Below are 17,117 nucleotides of genomic sequence, written 5' to 3'. Positions count from 1 at the left end.
ATTTTGGTTATAAATTGAGTTGTGCAGATGAGTACAGTTTTGGTGACGGGCGGGCTTGGTTATATAGGGAGTCATATTGTTATAGAGCTTGGTCTTGCAGGCATGGATGTAGTGATTCTGGACAATCTTGCTAATAGTGCTATTGATGTTTTTTATCGTTTAAAAAGCATGGCGAGAAAAGATATTGAATTTTATCAAGGTGATGTTCGTGATTCGAAAATACTAAATGTGGTGCTCTCGGAGCAATCTGTATCTTCGGTTATACACTGTGCTGGATTGAAGGCCGTCGGCGAGTCTTCTCTAAAGCCCGTCGAATACTACCAGAATAATGTGGCAGGTAGTCTTGTCCTGATTGATGCAATGCGCGAGGCTGGTATACAAAATTTAGTATTTAGCTCCTCCGCCACTGTTTACGGGATCGATGCGCCTGTGCCATATGTCGAAACTCTTCCAACGGGTGGCACTAGCAACCCGTATGGCACTAGTAAGTGGATGGTTGAGCAGATTTTGAAGGATGCTGCAAATGCAGCTCCTAAGCTTTCGATCGCATCACTGCGATACTTTAATCCTATTGGTGCGCATCCTTCTGGCTTGATCGGTGAAGATCCTCAGGGTATTCCCAATAACCTCTTGCCATACATCGCCCAAGTAGCTGTCGGCAAGCGGGCCGAGCTGTCGGTTTTCGGGGATGACTACCCGACTGCCGATGGCACCTGCGAGCGCGATTATCTGCATGTGGTGGATCTGGCCAGGGGGCATGTAAAGGCACTCGATTGGGTGAAAAATAACACGGGTGCAGAGGCATTTAACCTCGGAACTGGCAAGGCCACATCTGTGCTTGAGATTATCCAGGCCTTTGAAGAGGCATCTGGGGTCAAGATTCCCTATAGCATCGCGCCCCGTCGGCCCGGCGACCTTCCTGCCTTCTGGGCAGACGCGACCAAAGCTGAAAAGCTTCTGGGGTGGAATGCTGAACTCGGGTTAGAGGAAATGATGGCTGATACCTGGCGTTGGCAGAGCCAGAACCCGAATGGGTATCGCTCTAATGCTAAAGAAGCACAGCCCGATAGTTCGGTTGCTTAACAAGGTAATTGTGGCGGGCGACCTTCGCTTACAGGTCCCGCTGATAGATATAATTCGAGAAGTAAATGAACTCTGAAGCGTTGGTAAACAAGGGCGCTGCCGTCGTGGCAGAACCAAAGCCAGGCGGCCCGCGCACGATTGTGGTAGTAGGCGTAGCGCGCGGGGGCACCTCGATAGTTGCCGGTGCTCTTGCTGCCTTGGGCCTGCCTATGGGCGAGCGCTGTCACCCACCGGTATTCGAAGACCTGCGGCTCAGCCTGTCCTTTGAGGGGCAGTCGGAAGAAGCTTTCGAGGATGTGGTATCTGCCTATAACGCATCGCATGATCAGTGGGGCTGGAAGCGGCCTTCGACTCTCTCTCGACTCGATTTCCTGGAGCAGGAACTGCGAAATCCCCATTTTATCTTTGTGTTCCGTGATCTGTTCTCCATTGCCAACCGCAATGCCATTTCGATGAAGCAGGACATGAAGGTCGGGCTGCGTAAGGCGCTTGATGATTATGGCAAGATTGTTGAGTTTCTCCAGCGTACCGAATCTCCTGCAATGATGGTCTCGTCTGACAAGGTAGTCCGCTACAAGCGCGAGTTTGTCGAGCAACTGGTCGACTTTGCCGGTCTGGAGCCTAGTTCACAAGAACTAGAGACAGCACTTCGGTTTATCTCTCCGAACCCCTCTGACTACCTGGATAAAACTCGAATCACCAAGGGCCGCGGTGCGGTGAACCTCGATATTTTGCGCACGGGTGTGCTCCGTGGCTGGGCGCGGGCTGTGCACCACGCCCGGCCTGTCACGGTAGAGGTTGAGGTAAACGGGAAGGTGATCGCACAGGTCGAGGCCAGTATCTACCGCGAGCACCTGCAAAAGCCGGGGGTTCACCCCACTGGCGAGTGCGGTTATGAGTTGGATTTGAAGGCATTGGATGTGGCTCCCTCGGACGTCATTCAGGTGCGGGTGGTGGATGATGTAAAGCCCCTGCACGCAAAACCGATTCAGTTTCCAGAGCTAGAACGCTGGATGACCCATGCCGAGTGGCGGGCTACCAAGCTTGAGGAGGCATCAAGTTGAGTGCTTTGCCCTCAGTGCTGCTTCCGGCTGCCGGCGAAAGGCGGCAGGGCCCGGACTTTCTTTGCATCGGTGCCCAAAAGGCGGGGACCACCTGGCTGTACGAGAAGCTCAGTGCGCATCCAAAGGTGAACTTCCCCGGTCGGAAAGAAGTTCATTTCTGGGACCTGCACTACGATAAGGGCACTGATTGGTACAGTGACTTGTATGCGGGCCTTCCGGGCCCAGCTCGGGGCGATATTACACCAGCCTACGCTATTCTGCCTCGGCGAATGATCAGGCGCGTGCGTGGCTTCTCGGGCGAGTTGCCCATTATCTTTATTATGCGCAATCCGATTGAGCGGGCCTGGTCCCTGGCCTTGATGAACCTGCGGATGCTGCAGGAGACCCGCTTCGAGGGACAGGCCATACAGCCGGAGCACCTGTCCGATGAATTTTTCCGGTGGCAGCTGAACCTCAAAGGCAATCGCGCGCGAAGTAATTACTCTGCATGCTTGCGTAACTGGTTTGAGTTTTTTCCGAGGGATAATTTCCTGCTGCTGGACTACCAGGAATTACTGGAGCGCCCCAGGAATGCACTCGATACAGTGAGTCGGCATATTGGTGTGGACCCTTCCGCCTGGGATGATTTCCCTCCGGGCTTCTTTACCGAGCGGGTGTTTGCCGGCGAACAGCACCCGTTGAGAGAGAGCCTCCTTGAGTTCGCGGCAAACCTATACCGTGATGAGATCGACCAGCTGTCCAAGTTGCTTGGGCAAGACTATTCCGGCTGGTACAGGCAGTTCGTCACCTGAATGGCGCACGGCGGGCTCGCGTGGGGCGGGCCGCTGCCGTTGCGCCCAATTAGATAATGTTATTTAGCACCAGTTTAAGACCAAAGCCGTGATTGAATTTTTTAAGTCATTTTTCAGGGTGAACCTTCTAGCTCGACTGCGGCCCACCACCGACGTGGTGGCGGCAGATGGAGGGGATGGCTACCAGTGGCGCTCGACCGGCATTGACCCCCAGTTCCAGGTGGTGCCCGGCAGGTTTCGGCCTGGCTGGTACATGCTGGAGCTCCAGCTGGAGTGCCAGAAGAATGAGGCCGACGTTTGCCTATACGTTGATTCCGGCAATGGCTTCAGTGAAGACGAGAAGTACTCCTTGCCCTTGCGGGCCGGCAAGGTCTCCAAGCGGTTGCTGTATTTTCCCGCGGCAATCCGCGCAGTGCGATTCGATCCGTTAGAAGCCCCTGGTCTTTTCTCGGTAGGACACTTGCAGTTAGTTCGACTGAGTTCCTGGTTCGGCCTGGACAGGCTGGTGCAGCGGCTGGCGAATATGCACATCTGTTATCGCGGCCTGACTAAGGAGGAGGTCCGCTCGGCGCTAAAGCATCAGGCAGGCGAGCGGGGACAGCCATGGCAGGAGTTTGCGTGGGCTCGTTATAGCGAAACATTTGAGCGCAGGAACCACGGGCGGGACTATCACGACTGGATCGCTGAGGTGGAACGATCTCGCGGGCCAGCTGAACTCTCCTCTACAGGAGGCGGTCCCTTAATCTCTATCCTCTTGCCCACCTATAACAGCGACCTTTCCCTGTTACAGCAGTGTATCGATTCAGTTCTGGGGCAAACCTATCAGAACTGGGAACTTTGCGTAGCGGACGACGCATCTCCGGACAGGAGGGTAGGCAGTCTGCTGGAGCAATATGCTGCCCAGGACCCGCGGATAAAAGTGCGCCGCCGGGAGCAAAACGGGCATATTTCTGCGGCCAGTGACAGCGCGTTACAGCTGGCGACCGGGGACTACGTCGCGCTGCTGGATCACGATGATGCCCTGGTGCCCCATGCCCTGGCCAGGGTGTCTGAGGCTATCGAAGAAGCGCCCCGCGCCCAGCTTCTGTACAGCGATGAAGATAAGATTGACGAAGCAGGCGAACGGTTTGATCCGCACTTCAAGCCCGCATGGAACCCGGACCTGCTTCTTTCCCAGAACTACATCTGCCACCTGATGGTGCTGAAGACCGACCTGGTACGAAAGGTCGGTGGTTTCCGCCAGGGATTTGAGGGCAGTCAGGATCACGACCTGCTACTCCGTTGTTTGCCCCACTTGAGTGAAAGCACAGTGGTACATATCCCCGAAGTGCTTTACCACTGGCGAGCCGCCAAGGGCTCTACAGCACTGGCGGGGGCCAATAAGGGTTATGCCATGAAGGCGGGGCTGCGGGCGGTGGCAGACTATCTTAAGCGGCAGAATCTGCCAGCACGGGTGGAGCCGGGTACTGCCCCAAATACCTACAGCCTACGCTGGTCCGTGCCAGAGCCAGCGCCACTGGTCAGCTTGCTAGTGCCGACACGGGATCGTTGTGAGATCCTTAAGCCCTGTGTGGATGCGCTGCTGTCCCGCACAGATTACCCAAATTTCGAGTTGCTGATCCTGGATAACCAGAGTAGCTGCGCCAGGACGCTGCGGTATCTTGAGGAAGTGAGTTCCGATCCACGGGTATCAGTGCATCGCTGGGATCACCCCTTCAACTACTCCTCCATTAATAACTTCGGGGCGCGGCTGGCAAAGGGTGAGATCCTGGGGCTGATCAACAACGATATCGAGCCAATCAACAAGGATTGGCTACAAGAGATGGTAGGCCAGGTCTGCCGCCCGGAAATCGGCTGTGTAGGTGCCAAGCTCTACTACCCGAACGACACCGTCCAGCACGCTGGGGTGATCCTGGGTATTGGCGGAGTGGCTGGCCACTCTCACAAGTATTTCCAGCGCCATGACTATGGATACTTCTCGCGACTGCATTTGGTACAGAACCTGTCAGCAGTAACCGGTGCCTGCCTGCTGCTGCGCAAGTCCATCTTCGAACAGGTGGGCGGCCTCGATGAGGAGAACCTGGCAGTGGCCTTTAATGATGTTGACCTATGCCTGAAGGTTCGCGAGGCCGGGTACCGCAACCTGTGGACTCCCCATGCGGAACTTTACCATCATGAGTCAGTTTCCCGGGGTGCGGACGATACCATGGCCAAGCGCCGTCGCGCCCAGCGCGAGGCGGAGTACATGCGCAGGCGCTGGGGGCAGGTGCTGGACTCAGATCCCGCATACAATCCCAACCTGACACTGATTTATGAGGATTTCTCGCTGAGATAGCGCCCTGATGGCTATATGTCGATAGCGCTAAGTACTTTGGGCTGCGTCGGTAGATTTGGCATAATTGCCCGAACCAGCCGGTTGCTTAAAATGTAGGCAGCCAACCAAATACAAGACCGGCACAATAACTTATGACACTGACCCAATTCGTCGTTGCCGGTATCTTCCTCCTGGTGATCGGCGCCCTGATTTTTACCCGTACCCGCCCATCCCTGGTATTCGCCTCGGCTGCCGGCGTGTGCTTCCTGACCGGCCTGGTGCCGGCTGAATCCGTTTTACAGAAGGCGGTGAACCCGGGCCTGGTTACGCTGGTGGCCCTGATTCTGGCTTCCATCGGGCTGGAGAAGGCGCGCTGGCTGCGGGCGATCTCTGATGGGCTGATCAATGGTTCACTGAAGGGCAGCCTGCTGCGCCTGATCGGTACCACGGCGCTGAGTTCGGCGTTCCTGAATAATACGGCGGTGGTGGCAGCGCTGGCCTCCAGTGTACGGTCGCAGCGCCGCTACCCGCCCGCCAAGCTGCTTTTGCCACTTTCCTATGCCGCCATACTGGGCGGCACGCTTACCCTGATCGGGACTTCCACCAACCTGATTGTGAACAGCTTTGTGCTGGACCGGGGCCTGCCCGGGCTGGACTTCTTTGCCTTCCTGCCGGTGGGTCTGGCCGCCACCCTGGTGGGGCTGGCGGTGCTGTTGCTGAGTAACCGCCTGTTGCCGGAAGGCAGGGTGGCCAGTGAGCCGGTGATGGAGTACCTGCTGGAAGCCAAAGTGATCGAGGATTCGCCGCTGCATGGCCATACCGTGGAGCAGAACAAGCTGCGCCAGCTGGAGACGCTGTACCTGGTGGAGATTGTGCGCGGTGGCACGGTGATCAGCCCGGTGGCGCCTACCGAGATCATCCGCAGTGGCGACAAGCTGATTTTCAGTGGCGATGTAAAAGACCTGGGGCGGCTGCAGGATATCCAGGGCCTCAAGGTGTTTGCCCTGGAAGACGAACAGCTGAAGATGAACCTGACCGAGGTGGTGCTCACACCCAACTCCAGTATTCTGGGTGAGTCCCTCAAGAGCTGCCAGTTCCGGACCCGCTTCGATGCCGCCGTGGTGGCGATGCGCCGCGGCGGTGAGCGCCTCTCCGGCAAGCTGGGGGAGATCGAGCTGCGCGCGGGTGATGCGCTGTTGCTGGCGGTGGGGCCCGACTGGAAGCATCACCGCAATATCGACAAGAACTTTTATGTGATCAGCGGTGGCAAGGTGCAGCGGCAGCTGTCGCGGCGCGATAGCTGGCTGCTGGGCTTTGGCTTTGCTGCCGTGGTGGCCGGCGCGGCGCTGGGCTATTTCTCGCTGTTGAAAGGTTTGGTGGTTTTGCTCGGGGGCATGATCAGCCTGAATATTGTTTCCACCACCGAGTTGCAGCGCCGCTTCCCGTTCCAGATCTGGCTGATTATTGCCAGTGCGCTGGTGCTGGCGGAGGCGTTTTCCGGCAGCGGACTGGCGGATGGGCTGGCCTTGGCCCTGCGGGGGACCGTGGCGGATGCCGGGCCCTATGTGGGCCTGGTTGGGGTTTTCTTCCTCACCCTGGCGCTGACCGAGCTGATGACCAATAACGCCGCCGCGGCGCTGGCGTTCCCGCTGGCGTGGAGCCTGGCGGAGAGCTTCGGCGTCAGTTGGATGCCGTTTGTGATGGCGGTGGCCTATGGGGCCAGTGCCAGCTTCCTGACCCCTTTCGGTTACCAGACCAACCTGATGGTGCAGAACCTGGGCGGGTATCACCTGCGGGACTTCCTGCGTGCGGGTCTGCCGTTGACCGTTGCTTATTCGGTTACGGTACTGGTGTTGTTGCCGCTGGTATTCCCCTTTAGCGGTTAGGTCCCTGATTGTTGTAGGGGCGGATCCTGTGTCCGCCCATTCCCGGTTCTGGGGCCTGGGCGCACACAAGGTGCGCCCCTACGGGGTGATGATAGGAGATAAACTCGCTGCAGGAGCGGCTAATGGCCGCGACTGGAGTTCTGGTAGCGGGGCGGTTAGGTCGCGGCCAGCGGCCGCTCCTACGGGGAGAGTGGAAAGAATAGAATCCCGGGTTCGTCTGGTATTCCCCTTTAGCGGTTGAGGTTCCAGGGTTCTGTAGGGGCGGATCTTGTATCCGCCCATTCTCGGTTCTGGAGCCTGGGCGCACACAAGGTGCGCCTCTACGGGGTGATGATAAAGATAAGCTCACTGCAGGAGCGGCCGCTGGCCGCGACTGGAGTTCTGGTAGCGGGGCGGCTAGGTCGCGGCCAGCGGCCGCTCCTACGGGGAGAGTGGAAAGAATAGAATCCCGGGTTCGTCTGGTATTCCCGTTTAGCGGTTGAGGTTCCAGGGTTCTGTAGGGGCGGATCTTGTATCCGCCCATTCTCGGTTCTGGGGCCTGGGCGCACACAAGGTGCGCCCCTACGGGGTGATGATAAGAGATAAGCTCGCTGTAGGAGCGGCCCATGGCCGCGATTGGAATTCTGGTAGCGGGGCGGCTAGGTCGCGGCCAGCGGCCGCTCCTACGGGGAGAGTGGAAAGAATAGGATCCCGGGTTCGTCTGGTATTCCCCTTTAGCGGTTAGGTCCCAGATTGTCGTAGGGGCGGATCTTGTGTCCGCCCATTCCCGGTTCTGGGACCTGGGCGCACACAAGGTGCGCCCCTACGGGGTGATGATAAAGATAAGCTCGCTGCAGGAGCGGCTAATGGCCGCGACTGGAGTTCTGGTAGCGGGGCGGTTAGGTCGCGGCCAGCGGCCGCGATGGGTTGTGATCGGACTATGATGTCGCGGCCATGGGCCGCTCCTACAGAATGTGAATCAATAATAATATTGGGGAAGTGCTTTTTGCCGGGGGATAAGCGTTGCTTTGTGGTGGAAGAGGGGGAGAACCCGTCCACCGATTATTTCGTGATGCCCTTCCTGCGGGAGCAGGGCTACACGCCCCTGCGCCGGACTTTTTCCCAGTTGCCCACGGCGGGTGAACTGCAGGGGGCGACGGTGGTGTTTGTGCGCTACCTGCCCGGGCCCTGGCGCGCACTGGTCACGCAGCACCGGGCCGCCATCGCCGGGCTCTACCTGTTTATGGACGATGACCTGTTCGACTGGCGGGCCTTTATCGGCATGCCGCTGCGTTACCAGGCCAAGCTGTTGCGCCTTAGCTGGCGTCACCGAGGCTGGCTCAGGTCACAGGGCGCAAAGTTGCTGGTTTCCACTCCCTACCTGCAATCGAAATATGCCCACTGGCAGCCGCAGCTGCTGCCGGCCCGGCCGCCGGAACCAGTGCTGGCCGGTGCGGGAACCGCTGAATCCCCCCCGGTTATGACAGTTTTCTACCACGGTTCCGCCTCCCACGGTGCCGACCTGCGCTGGTTGCGGCCCGTAATTGCCGAGGTATTGGAACGCAATGAGAAGCTGGTGTTCGAGGTGATCGGCAATGCGGCGGTCAACCGGCTGTTCCGCGGCCTGCCGCGGGTCCACGTATTGCACCCGATGAAATGGCCCACCTATCGCGCCCTGGTACAGCGGCCGGGCCGTACCATTGGCCTGGCGCCGCTATTGGATAACCGTTTCAACCGTGCCCGCGCCCACACCAAGTTTTTTGATATCACCCTGGCCGGCGCGGTGGGCGTTTATGCCCGGGGCGATATTTACGGCGATATTGTCCGCGACGGTGAAAACGGCCTGCTGGTGCCCATGGAGCAGGGGGCCTGGGCGGAAGCGATCCTGCGCCTGGTGGATGATGCTGCCCTGCGTCAGCGGTTGCTGGAGGGGGCCCGCGCATGCCTGTAGTCGGTTACTGCTCACCGGGTATTCTCCGGATCAGGCACCTGGATACATTGCTTGAGGCACCCGCGCGGTTTTTCTTCCAGCGGCCGGGCAGGGATGTCACTCATATTGCCGGCTGGGGCCTGAAGCCCACGGCGAAAAAGGCCCGGCGCATTGCCGCTGCCCGCGACCTGCCCTATATCAGTCTGGAAGACGGCTTCTTGCGCTCGCTGGAGCTGGGTGTGAGTGGGGCACCAGCCCACAGTATGGTGGTGGACCACAGCGGTATTTATTACGACGCCACCCACCCCAGTGACCTGGAAACCCTGGTTCGCGACGCGGACTTCAGCGAAAGTGAAATCGAGCGGGCGCGCGAGTGTATGGTGCTGTTACGCCGCTACCGATTGTCCAAGTATAACCGCGCCCCGGATATGCCACTGCAATGGCCCGATCGCCCGCGGGTGCTGGTGGTGGACCAGACCCTGGGGGATGCGGCGGTGACATTCGGCGGGGCCGGTGCCGACAGTTTCCGGCAGATGCTGGAGGCGGCCATTGCCGAGCATCCGGAGTCTGAGGTGTGCGTAAAGGTGCACCCGGATGTTATTGCTGGCAAGAAGCGCGGTTACCTGCTGGAGCTGGCGCGGGAGCACGGCTGCCGTGTACTGGCCGAAGATATTTCACCCTGGGCGGTGCTGGACGTGGTGGACGAAGTCTATGTGGTTACCAGCCAGATGGGCTTTGATGCGCTGCTGGCGGGCAGGAAAGTGCACTGCTTCGGCCTGCCTTTTTATGCCGGCTGGGGGCTGACGGAAGACCGGCAGCACTGCGAGCGCCGGGGTGTGCCGCGCAGCCTGGAGCAGGTGTTCTGCGCGGCCTACCTGCGTTACAGCCGCTATATCAACCCCTATACCGGTGAGCGCTGTGAACTCGAGGACACCATTGCGCTATTGGCAGAGCAGAAACGCCAGCGGGCGCGGCTGGGGGATTGCTGGCTGGGGCTGGGTTTCTCGCCGTGGAAAAGGCGCTTTGTGCCGGATTTCCTGGGGCGGCCCAGCACACTGGAGTTTGCCCCTGCGCGGCCGGCGGCGGTGCGGGCACGGCAGGGGGCCAGCCAAACTCGCGTAGCGGCGTGGGCCAGTGGGCTGGCACCGTCATTGGTGCGCGCATGTAAAGATGCGGGCATGCCGCTGTGGCGGATGGAGGATGGTTTCCTGCGCTCGGTGGGGCTGGGGGCCGACCTGGTCCGGCCCCTGTCGCTGGTGCTGGATGCGCGGGGCATTTATTACGATGCCCGGGCTGCCAGTGACCTGGAGGCAATCCTGGCGGAAACAGAATTCGACCGGGCCCTGCTAGCGCGCGCCTGTGCCCTGCGCGAGTCACTGGTAAGCGCGCGGCTCAGTAAATACAACGTGGGCCAGGCTGGGAAGTTAACGGACCTCGGCGCGGCACCCGGGCAGCGAGTACTGCTGGTGCCGGGGCAGGTGGAAACCGATGCGTCCATTGCCGGTGGCTCGCCGCTGCTGAAAACCAATGAAGAATTGCTGCGCGCTGTGCGTGCGCTCAACCCCGATGCATTTATTGTCTACAAGCCCCACCCGGATGTGGTGGCCGGCGCCCGCAGGGGTGCCGTTACGGCAACGGAATTGTGGGACCGGCAGATTACCGATGCTGCCATGCCGCAATTGTTGGAGCAGGTGGATGAGGTGCATACCCTCTGCTCCCTGAGCGGCTTTGAAGCACTACTGCGCGGGCGCAAAGTGGTCACTTACGGACTGCCATTTTATGCGGGCTGGGGGGTGAGTGAGGACCTGCTTCTGGATCCGGTAGCCAGGGATAAACTCCAGTCTGTGGCCGACGCGCGGGCCGGGCAGTTTGATCCCGCACCCGTGCTGGCAAGGCGGGGGCGAACCCTGGAGATTGATCAGCTGGTGGCCGGTGTGTTGCTGCTGTACCCGGTGTATTGCGATCCGCACACGGGCGAGCTGGTGAATGCCGAGACGGCAGTACGCCTGTTGCAGCAACAACGCGAGCGACCAGCGCCATCGGGCCCGTTGGCCATCGGGCGCCGGTTATTTCGCCTTTACCGCAATGCATTCTTGCGCCGGTAGCATCCAGAAATATCTCATGATGTCTGTAGGAGCGGCCCATGGCCGCGATCTGGTGGGATTGGCGATTTGGGATCGCGGCCATGGGCCGCTCCTACGGGGTTGGGGTTTAAATCTTGTTGCAGGATGTGCGCTGCGCGGTGTGTAAGCGCTAGCCGCCCGGGATTCCCAGGTTCCCCTTGTTGTAGGAGCGGCCGCTGGCCGCGACCTGGTGGGACTGGCGAGTTGGGATCGCGGCCATGGGCCGCTCCTACGGGGTGTGGGGTTTAAACCTTGTTGCAGGGTGTGTGCTGTGCGGTATGTAAGCGCTACCCGCCTGGGATTCCCGGGTTCCTCTTGTTGTAGGAGCGGCCCATGGCCGCGACCTGGTGGGACTGGCGAGTTGGGATCGCGGCCATGGGCCGCTCCTACGGTATGGGCCAGCGCGCCGGTACCGGCTTGAACAAATTATTGATCGAGAAAGACTAATGCCGGCACACAGGCTGACGAAATTGTGGAAATTACCCCTGTGGCTCGTGGAGCTGCTCGCCTGGGGCAAGAGTTTCAAGAACAACCCGGTTATCGGCAGTTACTGGCTGAACCGCTGCGGGCTGCACGTTTTGCGTGTGGTGATTGCCCATGGGTTGTTCCGCTTTCGCCTGTTGTTGCTGGCTCCCCTGGTGCCCGCTGCAGATCGCCGGGCCTTCCTGCGCGATGGCTATGTGCTGAAGGAAAACTTCCTGCCGCCGGAGCAGTTCCAGCGCCTGCGGGATGAGCTCCTGCATTACGAGGGCGAGGTGCGTGAGACCGTGGAGGGCACCACACTCACCCAGCGCACCTTTATGACGCATGAGGTCCGGAATGGGACGCCGCAGATGGCTGCCTTCGCCAATGACCCGCGTCTCGATCACCTGGTGCGCTACTGCTCCTCCAAGAACCGCCCGCCGCTCTTTTATGTCGAAAATTTGTGCAATCACGCCAATGTGACTCCGCGACCGGATCCACAGCGCGATATGCACGCGGATACTTTCCATCCCTGTGTGAAAGGGTGGCTGTACCTTGACCCGGTGGACGACAGGAATGGTCCTTTCGTTTATGTGCCGGGATCCCAGCGGCTGGGCTGGGCGAGGCTAAAGTGGGAGTACCGCCAGAGCCTGGAGGCCTGCAAGAAGGGCGAGGCCCGGGCACCGGGGCGCTACTGGGACGGCTCTTTCCGGGTCAGCGCGCAGGAGCTTACGGAAATGGGCTTTGCACCGCGGGTTTTCCGTGTACCGGCCAATACCCTGCTGGTTGCCAATGTCTATGGCTTTCACCGCCGCGGCGAGGCTAACGCGGCCTCCCACCGCATGACGATCTGGATGCAGGCGCGGGACAACCCGTTCAACCCTATCTTTACCCCCATTCCCCGGGCTGCCGGGCGCGCCTTTGAGTGGGTGTGGGAACGAGTGCTGCGCCGGCTGGATGGGCCCCGCGAGCTTGCAGGCGAGCAGCGCAGGTTTACCGGCCGTTTCAGCCGCTGAATCCCGGGAAATTCACCCCGCCGCCGTTTTCTGGAACGGCGATTGCTAGCTCATAGTAGTGGGCGGCTGGACGCTGGTCTGTCTGGCTGCCGGCAATCCAACTTCTTTCTGCTACTACCATTACATCGCATTACAAACTGCGGACTAAGTACCAGATTAGCGGTAGAATAACCGACGAAATTATACTAAGGCTGCTGTTTTTTTGAGCGGTCAATGGGGAGATCAGTGGTCGGGGACTCTGTACGGCACTGGCGTTGGTAGCAATACCCCGCCGGAACCGGCAGCCACTGATCGGCGGCACAGCCGCATAATAAATGGGGGGCGGTTTGCGACACCGTAAAAACGTTTCCGCTGGCAATGGGGATTGCCGCGGAACCGGGTGTCGGGACCGCTGTATTCCGGGGAATCGGGCCGCCTGGCCCGGGACCGGTGTGGGGGAATCGTGTCATCCGTCGTCTTTTTACAGGGGCCGCTGGGGCCTTTCTTTGCCAAGTTGGCACGGCGCCTGGCGCGCCAGGGGACTGAGACCCATAAAATCAACTTCAATGGTGGCGACCGCCACTTCGGTTGGGCGGATCACCAGGTCGATTACACCGGGCAATATCGCGACTGGCCTTCCTTTATCCGTGCCTACCTGATTGAGCATCGCATCAATGCCGTGTTTGTGTATGGCGACTGCCGCTACTATCACCGTGTAGCCGGGCAGGTGTGTGAGGAGCTGGGAGTGGCTTTCGGCGTGTTCGAGGAGGGTTACCTGCGGCCGGACTTCGTCACCTTTGAGTGGTACGGGGTCAATGCCAACTCCCGTACCGACTGGTCCCTCTCTGCAATAGATTCGTTTGAGCCCCGTGGCCGGCAGCCCTCGCTCGAGGTGGGGCTGACTTTCTGGCAGCGGACCAAGTATGCCTGCCGCTACTACCTGTTCACGCGTTTCGCCCAGGGGAAGTTTCCCCACTACCAGCATCACCGGGGGCGGAGCTGGGTTGCCGAGGGGCTGTGCTGGCTGCGGAGCTTCTACCGCAAGGGCCTGTACAAGCTCACCGAGCGCTCGATCCTGCCGCGCCTGGCCGGAGAGCTTTCCGGTCGCTTTTACCTCCTGCCGCTGCAAACCCGGGACGACTTCCAGCTGCGTACCCATTCCGACCTGCTGTCGATTGAGCATTCCATCGACCAGGTGATCTCATCTTTCGCCGCCAATGCGGACGCCAGTGATTACCTTGTGATCAAGCACCACCCCATGGACCGGGGGTTCTGCCACTACGGACGCCTGATCCGCACCCTGGCCGTCCAGCAGAACGTTGAAAAGCGGGTGATATACTGCCACGACTTGCACCTGCCCACACTGTTGGACCATGCCAAGGGCCTGGTGACCATCAACAGCACTGTGGGAATTTCGGCGCTGCTGCACCGGGTGCCGACAAAACTGATCGGTCGGGCCCTCTACGACCTGCCCGGCCTTACCCACCGGGGAGACCTGGACAGCTTCTGGCGCGACGCCGATCCGGTGGACTTCCGGCTTTTCCGGCGTTTCCGCCAGTATCTCTATGAACTGACACAATTGGATGGCAGTTTCTTCAAGCAGGTTGGCCATGCGGTAGATGCAGCCACCATGAGGATTCTACCGGTGGTGGGCAGTGGCCGGCGGGTGGCGGCACCGGCAGCGGGTGCTGCCAGTCCGCTACATGGTGGGCTGTAATGCAGTGTGATTTATGGCCGGTTGCTTGCCGGGGATGTATCTTGCAAGCTTTGCATTATGGAGTGCTGCGGCCATTAGGCGCGACCGGCGAAGCGGATTCCTAATTCGGGTGACAGTGAGTCACGGGTGCCTCTGGCATTCTCTTAACAGCGGGTAGGGCCCGCACAGTGAAATGGAATTCACACCAGTATTATCAGGAGAGAAAATGAACAAAGTAAAAAAAGCGGTCATTCCGGTGGCTGGCCTGGGAACCCGTATGTTGCCGGCCACCAAGGCTATCCCGAAAGAGATGCTGCCGATTGTGGACAAGCCGCTGATCCAGTACGTGGTCAACGAGGCGGTGAGTGCCGGGATCAAGGAAATTGTCCTGGTTACTCACGCCAGTAAGAACGCCATCGCCAACCACTTCGATACCTCTTTTGAGCTCGAAGCGCAGCTGGAGAACCGCCTGAAGCGCCAGATCCTGGACGATGTACGCTCGATCGTGCCCGAGGACGTTACGGTGATTTCCGTGCGCCAGGCGCAGGCCAAGGGCCTGGGGCACGCTATTGCTTGCGCCCGCCCTGTGGTAGGGGACAATCCTTTTGCAGTGCTGTTGCCGGATGTGCTGGTGGACCAGTATCGGGCTGACCCGACGGCCCATAACCTGGCGGCCATGGTACGCAATTTTGAGCAGACTGGTCACAGCCAGATCATGGTGGAGCCGGTGGCCTGGGAAGAGGTCAGCAAATATGGCGTTGTGGATTGCCTGGGTGCCGAGCTGCACGCCGGCGGCACCGCCAAGATTGACGGCCTGGTCGAGAAGCCCAGTGTCGACGCAGCCCCTTCCAACATGTCTGTGGTAGGCCGTTACGTGTTGCCTGCGGAGATCTGGAACCTGCTGGAGCAGACCCAGCCCGGCGCCGGTGGCGAGATCCAGCTGACCGACTCCATCGACCAGCTCCTTACCCGCCAGCGGGTCGAAGCCTACCAGATCGTTGGCTGCAGCCATGACTGTGGCAACAAGCTGGGCTACATGAAGGCCCAGATCGAATACGGATTGCGCCACCCCGACCTGGGCGAGGAACTGCAGGGCTTCCTGGCAGACGCGAAGCAGTCGGTGGTCGAGGCTGTTTAGTAATCTACTTGGCCATTTGACCAGTTTTCGACCCGTCGGGCCCTTTTAAGGGCCCGACCTATATTCCGGAGGGGCGTTTTTTCGTAGAATTGCGCACTTTCAGCAGGACAGGCTCCTGTCAAATTGTACCCGCGCAATGGTTGCTGCGAGGCAAGAAGAGATTCCAAGAGGTTCCAATATGAAAATCGCCGTGGCCGGGACCGGTTATGTGGGGCTTTCCAATGCGCTGTTGCTGGCGCAGTTCAATGAAGTTGTGGCCCTGGATGTGGTCCCCGAGCGAGTGGAAGGCCTGAACCGGGGAGTTGCCCCGATCGTCGATGCTGAGATCGAGCTGTTCCTCCGCGAGAAAGAGCTGCAGTTTACCGCCACACTGGACAAGCGCCAGGCCTATGAGGGCGCCGAGTTTGTGATCGTGGCGACGCCGACGGACTATGACCCCGAGACCAACTACTTCAATACCAGCACTGTTGAGTCAGTGATTGAGGATGTGACGGCTATCAATCCGGCCGCCACCATCGTGATCAAGTCCACGATCCCGGTGGGCTTTACCCGGGAAGTCCGTGAGCGTTTTGGCAACGACAATATTATTTTCGCCCCGGAATTCCTGCGCGAGGGCAAGGCGCTGCATGACAACCTGTATCCCTCGCGGATTGTGGTCGGCGGCGAGTCGCCGAAGGCGGAACTGTTCGCCGAGCTGATGCTGCAGGGCGCGCTCAGTAAGGATGTGAAAATCCTGATGACTGGCTCCACTGAGGCCGAGGCGATCAAGTTATTCTCGAATACCTACCTGGCGATGCGGGTGGCCTATTTCAACGAACTGGATACCTACGCCGAAACCCATGGCCTGGATACTTTCCAGATTATCAGCGGTGTCGGCCTGGACCCGCGTATCGGCGATCACTATAACAACCCCTCATTCGGCTACGGCGGCTACTGCCTGCCCAAGGACACCCGGCAGCTGCTGGCCAACTATGAGGATGTGCCCAACAACCTGATCAAGGCCATTGTTGATGCCAACTCGACCCGTAAGGACTTTGTGGCGGAATCCATCCTGAAGCTGCAGCCGAAGGTTGTTGGCGTGCACCGGCTGATTATGAAGGCAGGTTCCGACAACTTCCGCACCTCCTCCATCCAGGGGATTATGAAGCGGATCAAGGCCAAGGGGATCGAGGTGATCGTCTACGAACCTTCATATGAGGGTGACAGCTTCTACAACTCCCCGGTGATTAACGATCTCGAGGCGTTCAAGCACCGTGCCGATGTTATCGTGGCCAACCGCATGTGCCCGCAACTGGAAGATGTTGCCGGTAAGGTCTACACCCGCGACTTGTACGGACGCGACTGACCGTCCGCCTGACTGGCATTCCCCGGTTGTCTCTGGCACCGGGGGGCCGTGCTTCCTTCAAATTCGATTGGTTAAAAAATAAGCTGCCAATCTGCCCGCCACTCTGCTAGACTGCGCGGCCTTCTGCCCCCACCACCTTACGTGGTTGCAAGCGGGACATAAGCCTCATGGGTAACAGACCTCCTCGCCAAAGGCCCCTGTACTGCGTTGAATAAGCTTGAAGATAGCGGGTTGCTATTAATGGGCTTTTTCGCCTGCCCAGCAATGTGCGGCTGTGCGCTATGGTTATCCCACCGGGAACCTGGCCACGC

Annotated in this window: 11 protein-coding genes; all 11 read left to right on the top strand. The window is 59.5% G+C overall.

Annotation, left to right across the window (positions count from 1 at the left end):
- Positions 1-27 precede the first annotated feature (27 nt).
- The 11 genes from galE to LVD10_RS09760 all read left to right on the top strand — a co-directional run bounded on the left by galE (position 28) and on the right by LVD10_RS09760 (position 16,806).
- On the top strand, positions 28-1,083 hold the full coding sequence (gene galE / locus LVD10_RS09810) for a UDP-glucose 4-epimerase GalE (protein WP_237063454.1): 1,056 nt from the start codon (positions 28-30) through the stop codon (positions 1,081-1,083).
- 65 nt (positions 1,084-1,148) lie between these two features.
- Positions 1,149-2,147, top strand: coding sequence for a sulfotransferase family protein (locus LVD10_RS09805; RefSeq protein ID WP_237063451.1), 999 nt, complete (start codon positions 1,149-1,151; stop codon positions 2,145-2,147).
- Positions 2,144-2,938 carry a sulfotransferase domain-containing protein gene (locus LVD10_RS09800; protein WP_237063449.1) on the top strand — a complete coding sequence of 265 codons (795 nt, stop codon included), beginning with the start codon at positions 2,144-2,146 and terminating at the stop codon, positions 2,936-2,938. The genes LVD10_RS09805 and LVD10_RS09800 overlap by 4 nt, the downstream gene beginning before the upstream one ends.
- Before the next feature lie 88 nt (positions 2,939-3,026).
- On the top strand, positions 3,027-5,273 hold the full coding sequence (locus LVD10_RS09795) for a glycosyltransferase (protein ID WP_237063447.1): 2,247 nt from the start codon (positions 3,027-3,029) through the stop codon (positions 5,271-5,273).
- Between the two features lie 131 nt (positions 5,274-5,404).
- Positions 5,405-7,138, top strand: coding sequence for an SLC13 family permease (locus LVD10_RS09790; protein ID WP_237063445.1), 1,734 nt, complete (start codon positions 5,405-5,407; stop codon positions 7,136-7,138).
- Positions 7,139-8,123: 985 nt separating this feature from the next.
- Positions 8,124-9,068, top strand: coding sequence for a glycosyltransferase family protein (locus LVD10_RS09785; protein ID WP_237063443.1), 945 nt, complete (start codon positions 8,124-8,126; stop codon positions 9,066-9,068).
- On the top strand, positions 9,059-11,152 hold the full coding sequence (locus LVD10_RS09780; protein WP_237063441.1) for a capsule polysaccharide biogenesis protein: 2,094 nt from the start codon (positions 9,059-9,061) through the stop codon (positions 11,150-11,152). The genes LVD10_RS09785 and LVD10_RS09780 overlap by 10 nt, the downstream gene beginning before the upstream one ends.
- 488 nt (positions 11,153-11,640) lie before the next feature.
- Positions 11,641-12,648, top strand: coding sequence for a phytanoyl-CoA dioxygenase family protein (locus LVD10_RS09775; RefSeq protein WP_237063439.1), 1,008 nt, complete (start codon positions 11,641-11,643; stop codon positions 12,646-12,648).
- Between the two features lie 442 nt (positions 12,649-13,090).
- Positions 13,091-14,344 (top strand): capsule polysaccharide biogenesis protein, encoded by a 1,254-nt coding sequence (locus tag LVD10_RS09770; RefSeq protein ID WP_237063437.1) that lies wholly within the window; start codon positions 13,091-13,093, stop codon positions 14,342-14,344.
- 205 nt (positions 14,345-14,549) lie between these two features.
- Positions 14,550-15,461, top strand: a complete 912-nt coding sequence (galU, locus tag LVD10_RS09765; RefSeq protein ID WP_237063435.1) for a UTP--glucose-1-phosphate uridylyltransferase GalU — start codon at positions 14,550-14,552, stop codon at positions 15,459-15,461.
- Between the two features lie 178 nt (positions 15,462-15,639).
- Positions 15,640-16,806, top strand: a complete 1,167-nt coding sequence (locus tag LVD10_RS09760) for a nucleotide sugar dehydrogenase (protein WP_237063433.1) — start codon at positions 15,640-15,642, stop codon at positions 16,804-16,806.
- Positions 16,807-17,117: the final 311 nt, after the last annotated feature.

It is taken from the genome of Microbulbifer zhoushanensis (genome assembly GCF_021729055.1).
GTDB lineage: Bacteria > Pseudomonadota > Gammaproteobacteria > Pseudomonadales > Cellvibrionaceae > Microbulbifer > Microbulbifer zhoushanensis.
The sequence above is the reverse complement of the archived record's forward strand: the minus strand, read 5'-3'. Positions and strand labels throughout refer to the sequence as shown.

Excerpts from the sequence above, each read along its gene's own strand:
- LVD10_RS09760 (WP_237063433.1), top strand. The coding sequence starts at position 15,640 with ATGAAAATCGCCGTGGCCGGGACCGGTTATGTGGGGCTTTCCAATGCG.
- LVD10_RS09805 (WP_237063451.1), top strand. The coding sequence starts at position 1,149 with ATGAACTCTGAAGCGTTGGTAAACAAGGGCGCTGCCGTCGTGGCAGAA.
- galU (WP_237063435.1), top strand. The coding sequence starts at position 14,550 with ATGAACAAAGTAAAAAAAGCGGTCATTCCGGTGGCTGGCCTGGGAACC.
- LVD10_RS09790 (WP_237063445.1), top strand. The coding sequence starts at position 5,405 with ATGACACTGACCCAATTCGTCGTTGCCGGTATCTTCCTCCTGGTGATC.
- galE (WP_237063454.1), top strand. The coding sequence starts at position 28 with ATGAGTACAGTTTTGGTGACGGGCGGGCTTGGTTATATAGGGAGTCAT.
- LVD10_RS09780 (WP_237063441.1), top strand. The coding sequence starts at position 9,059 with ATGCCTGTAGTCGGTTACTGCTCACCGGGTATTCTCCGGATCAGGCAC.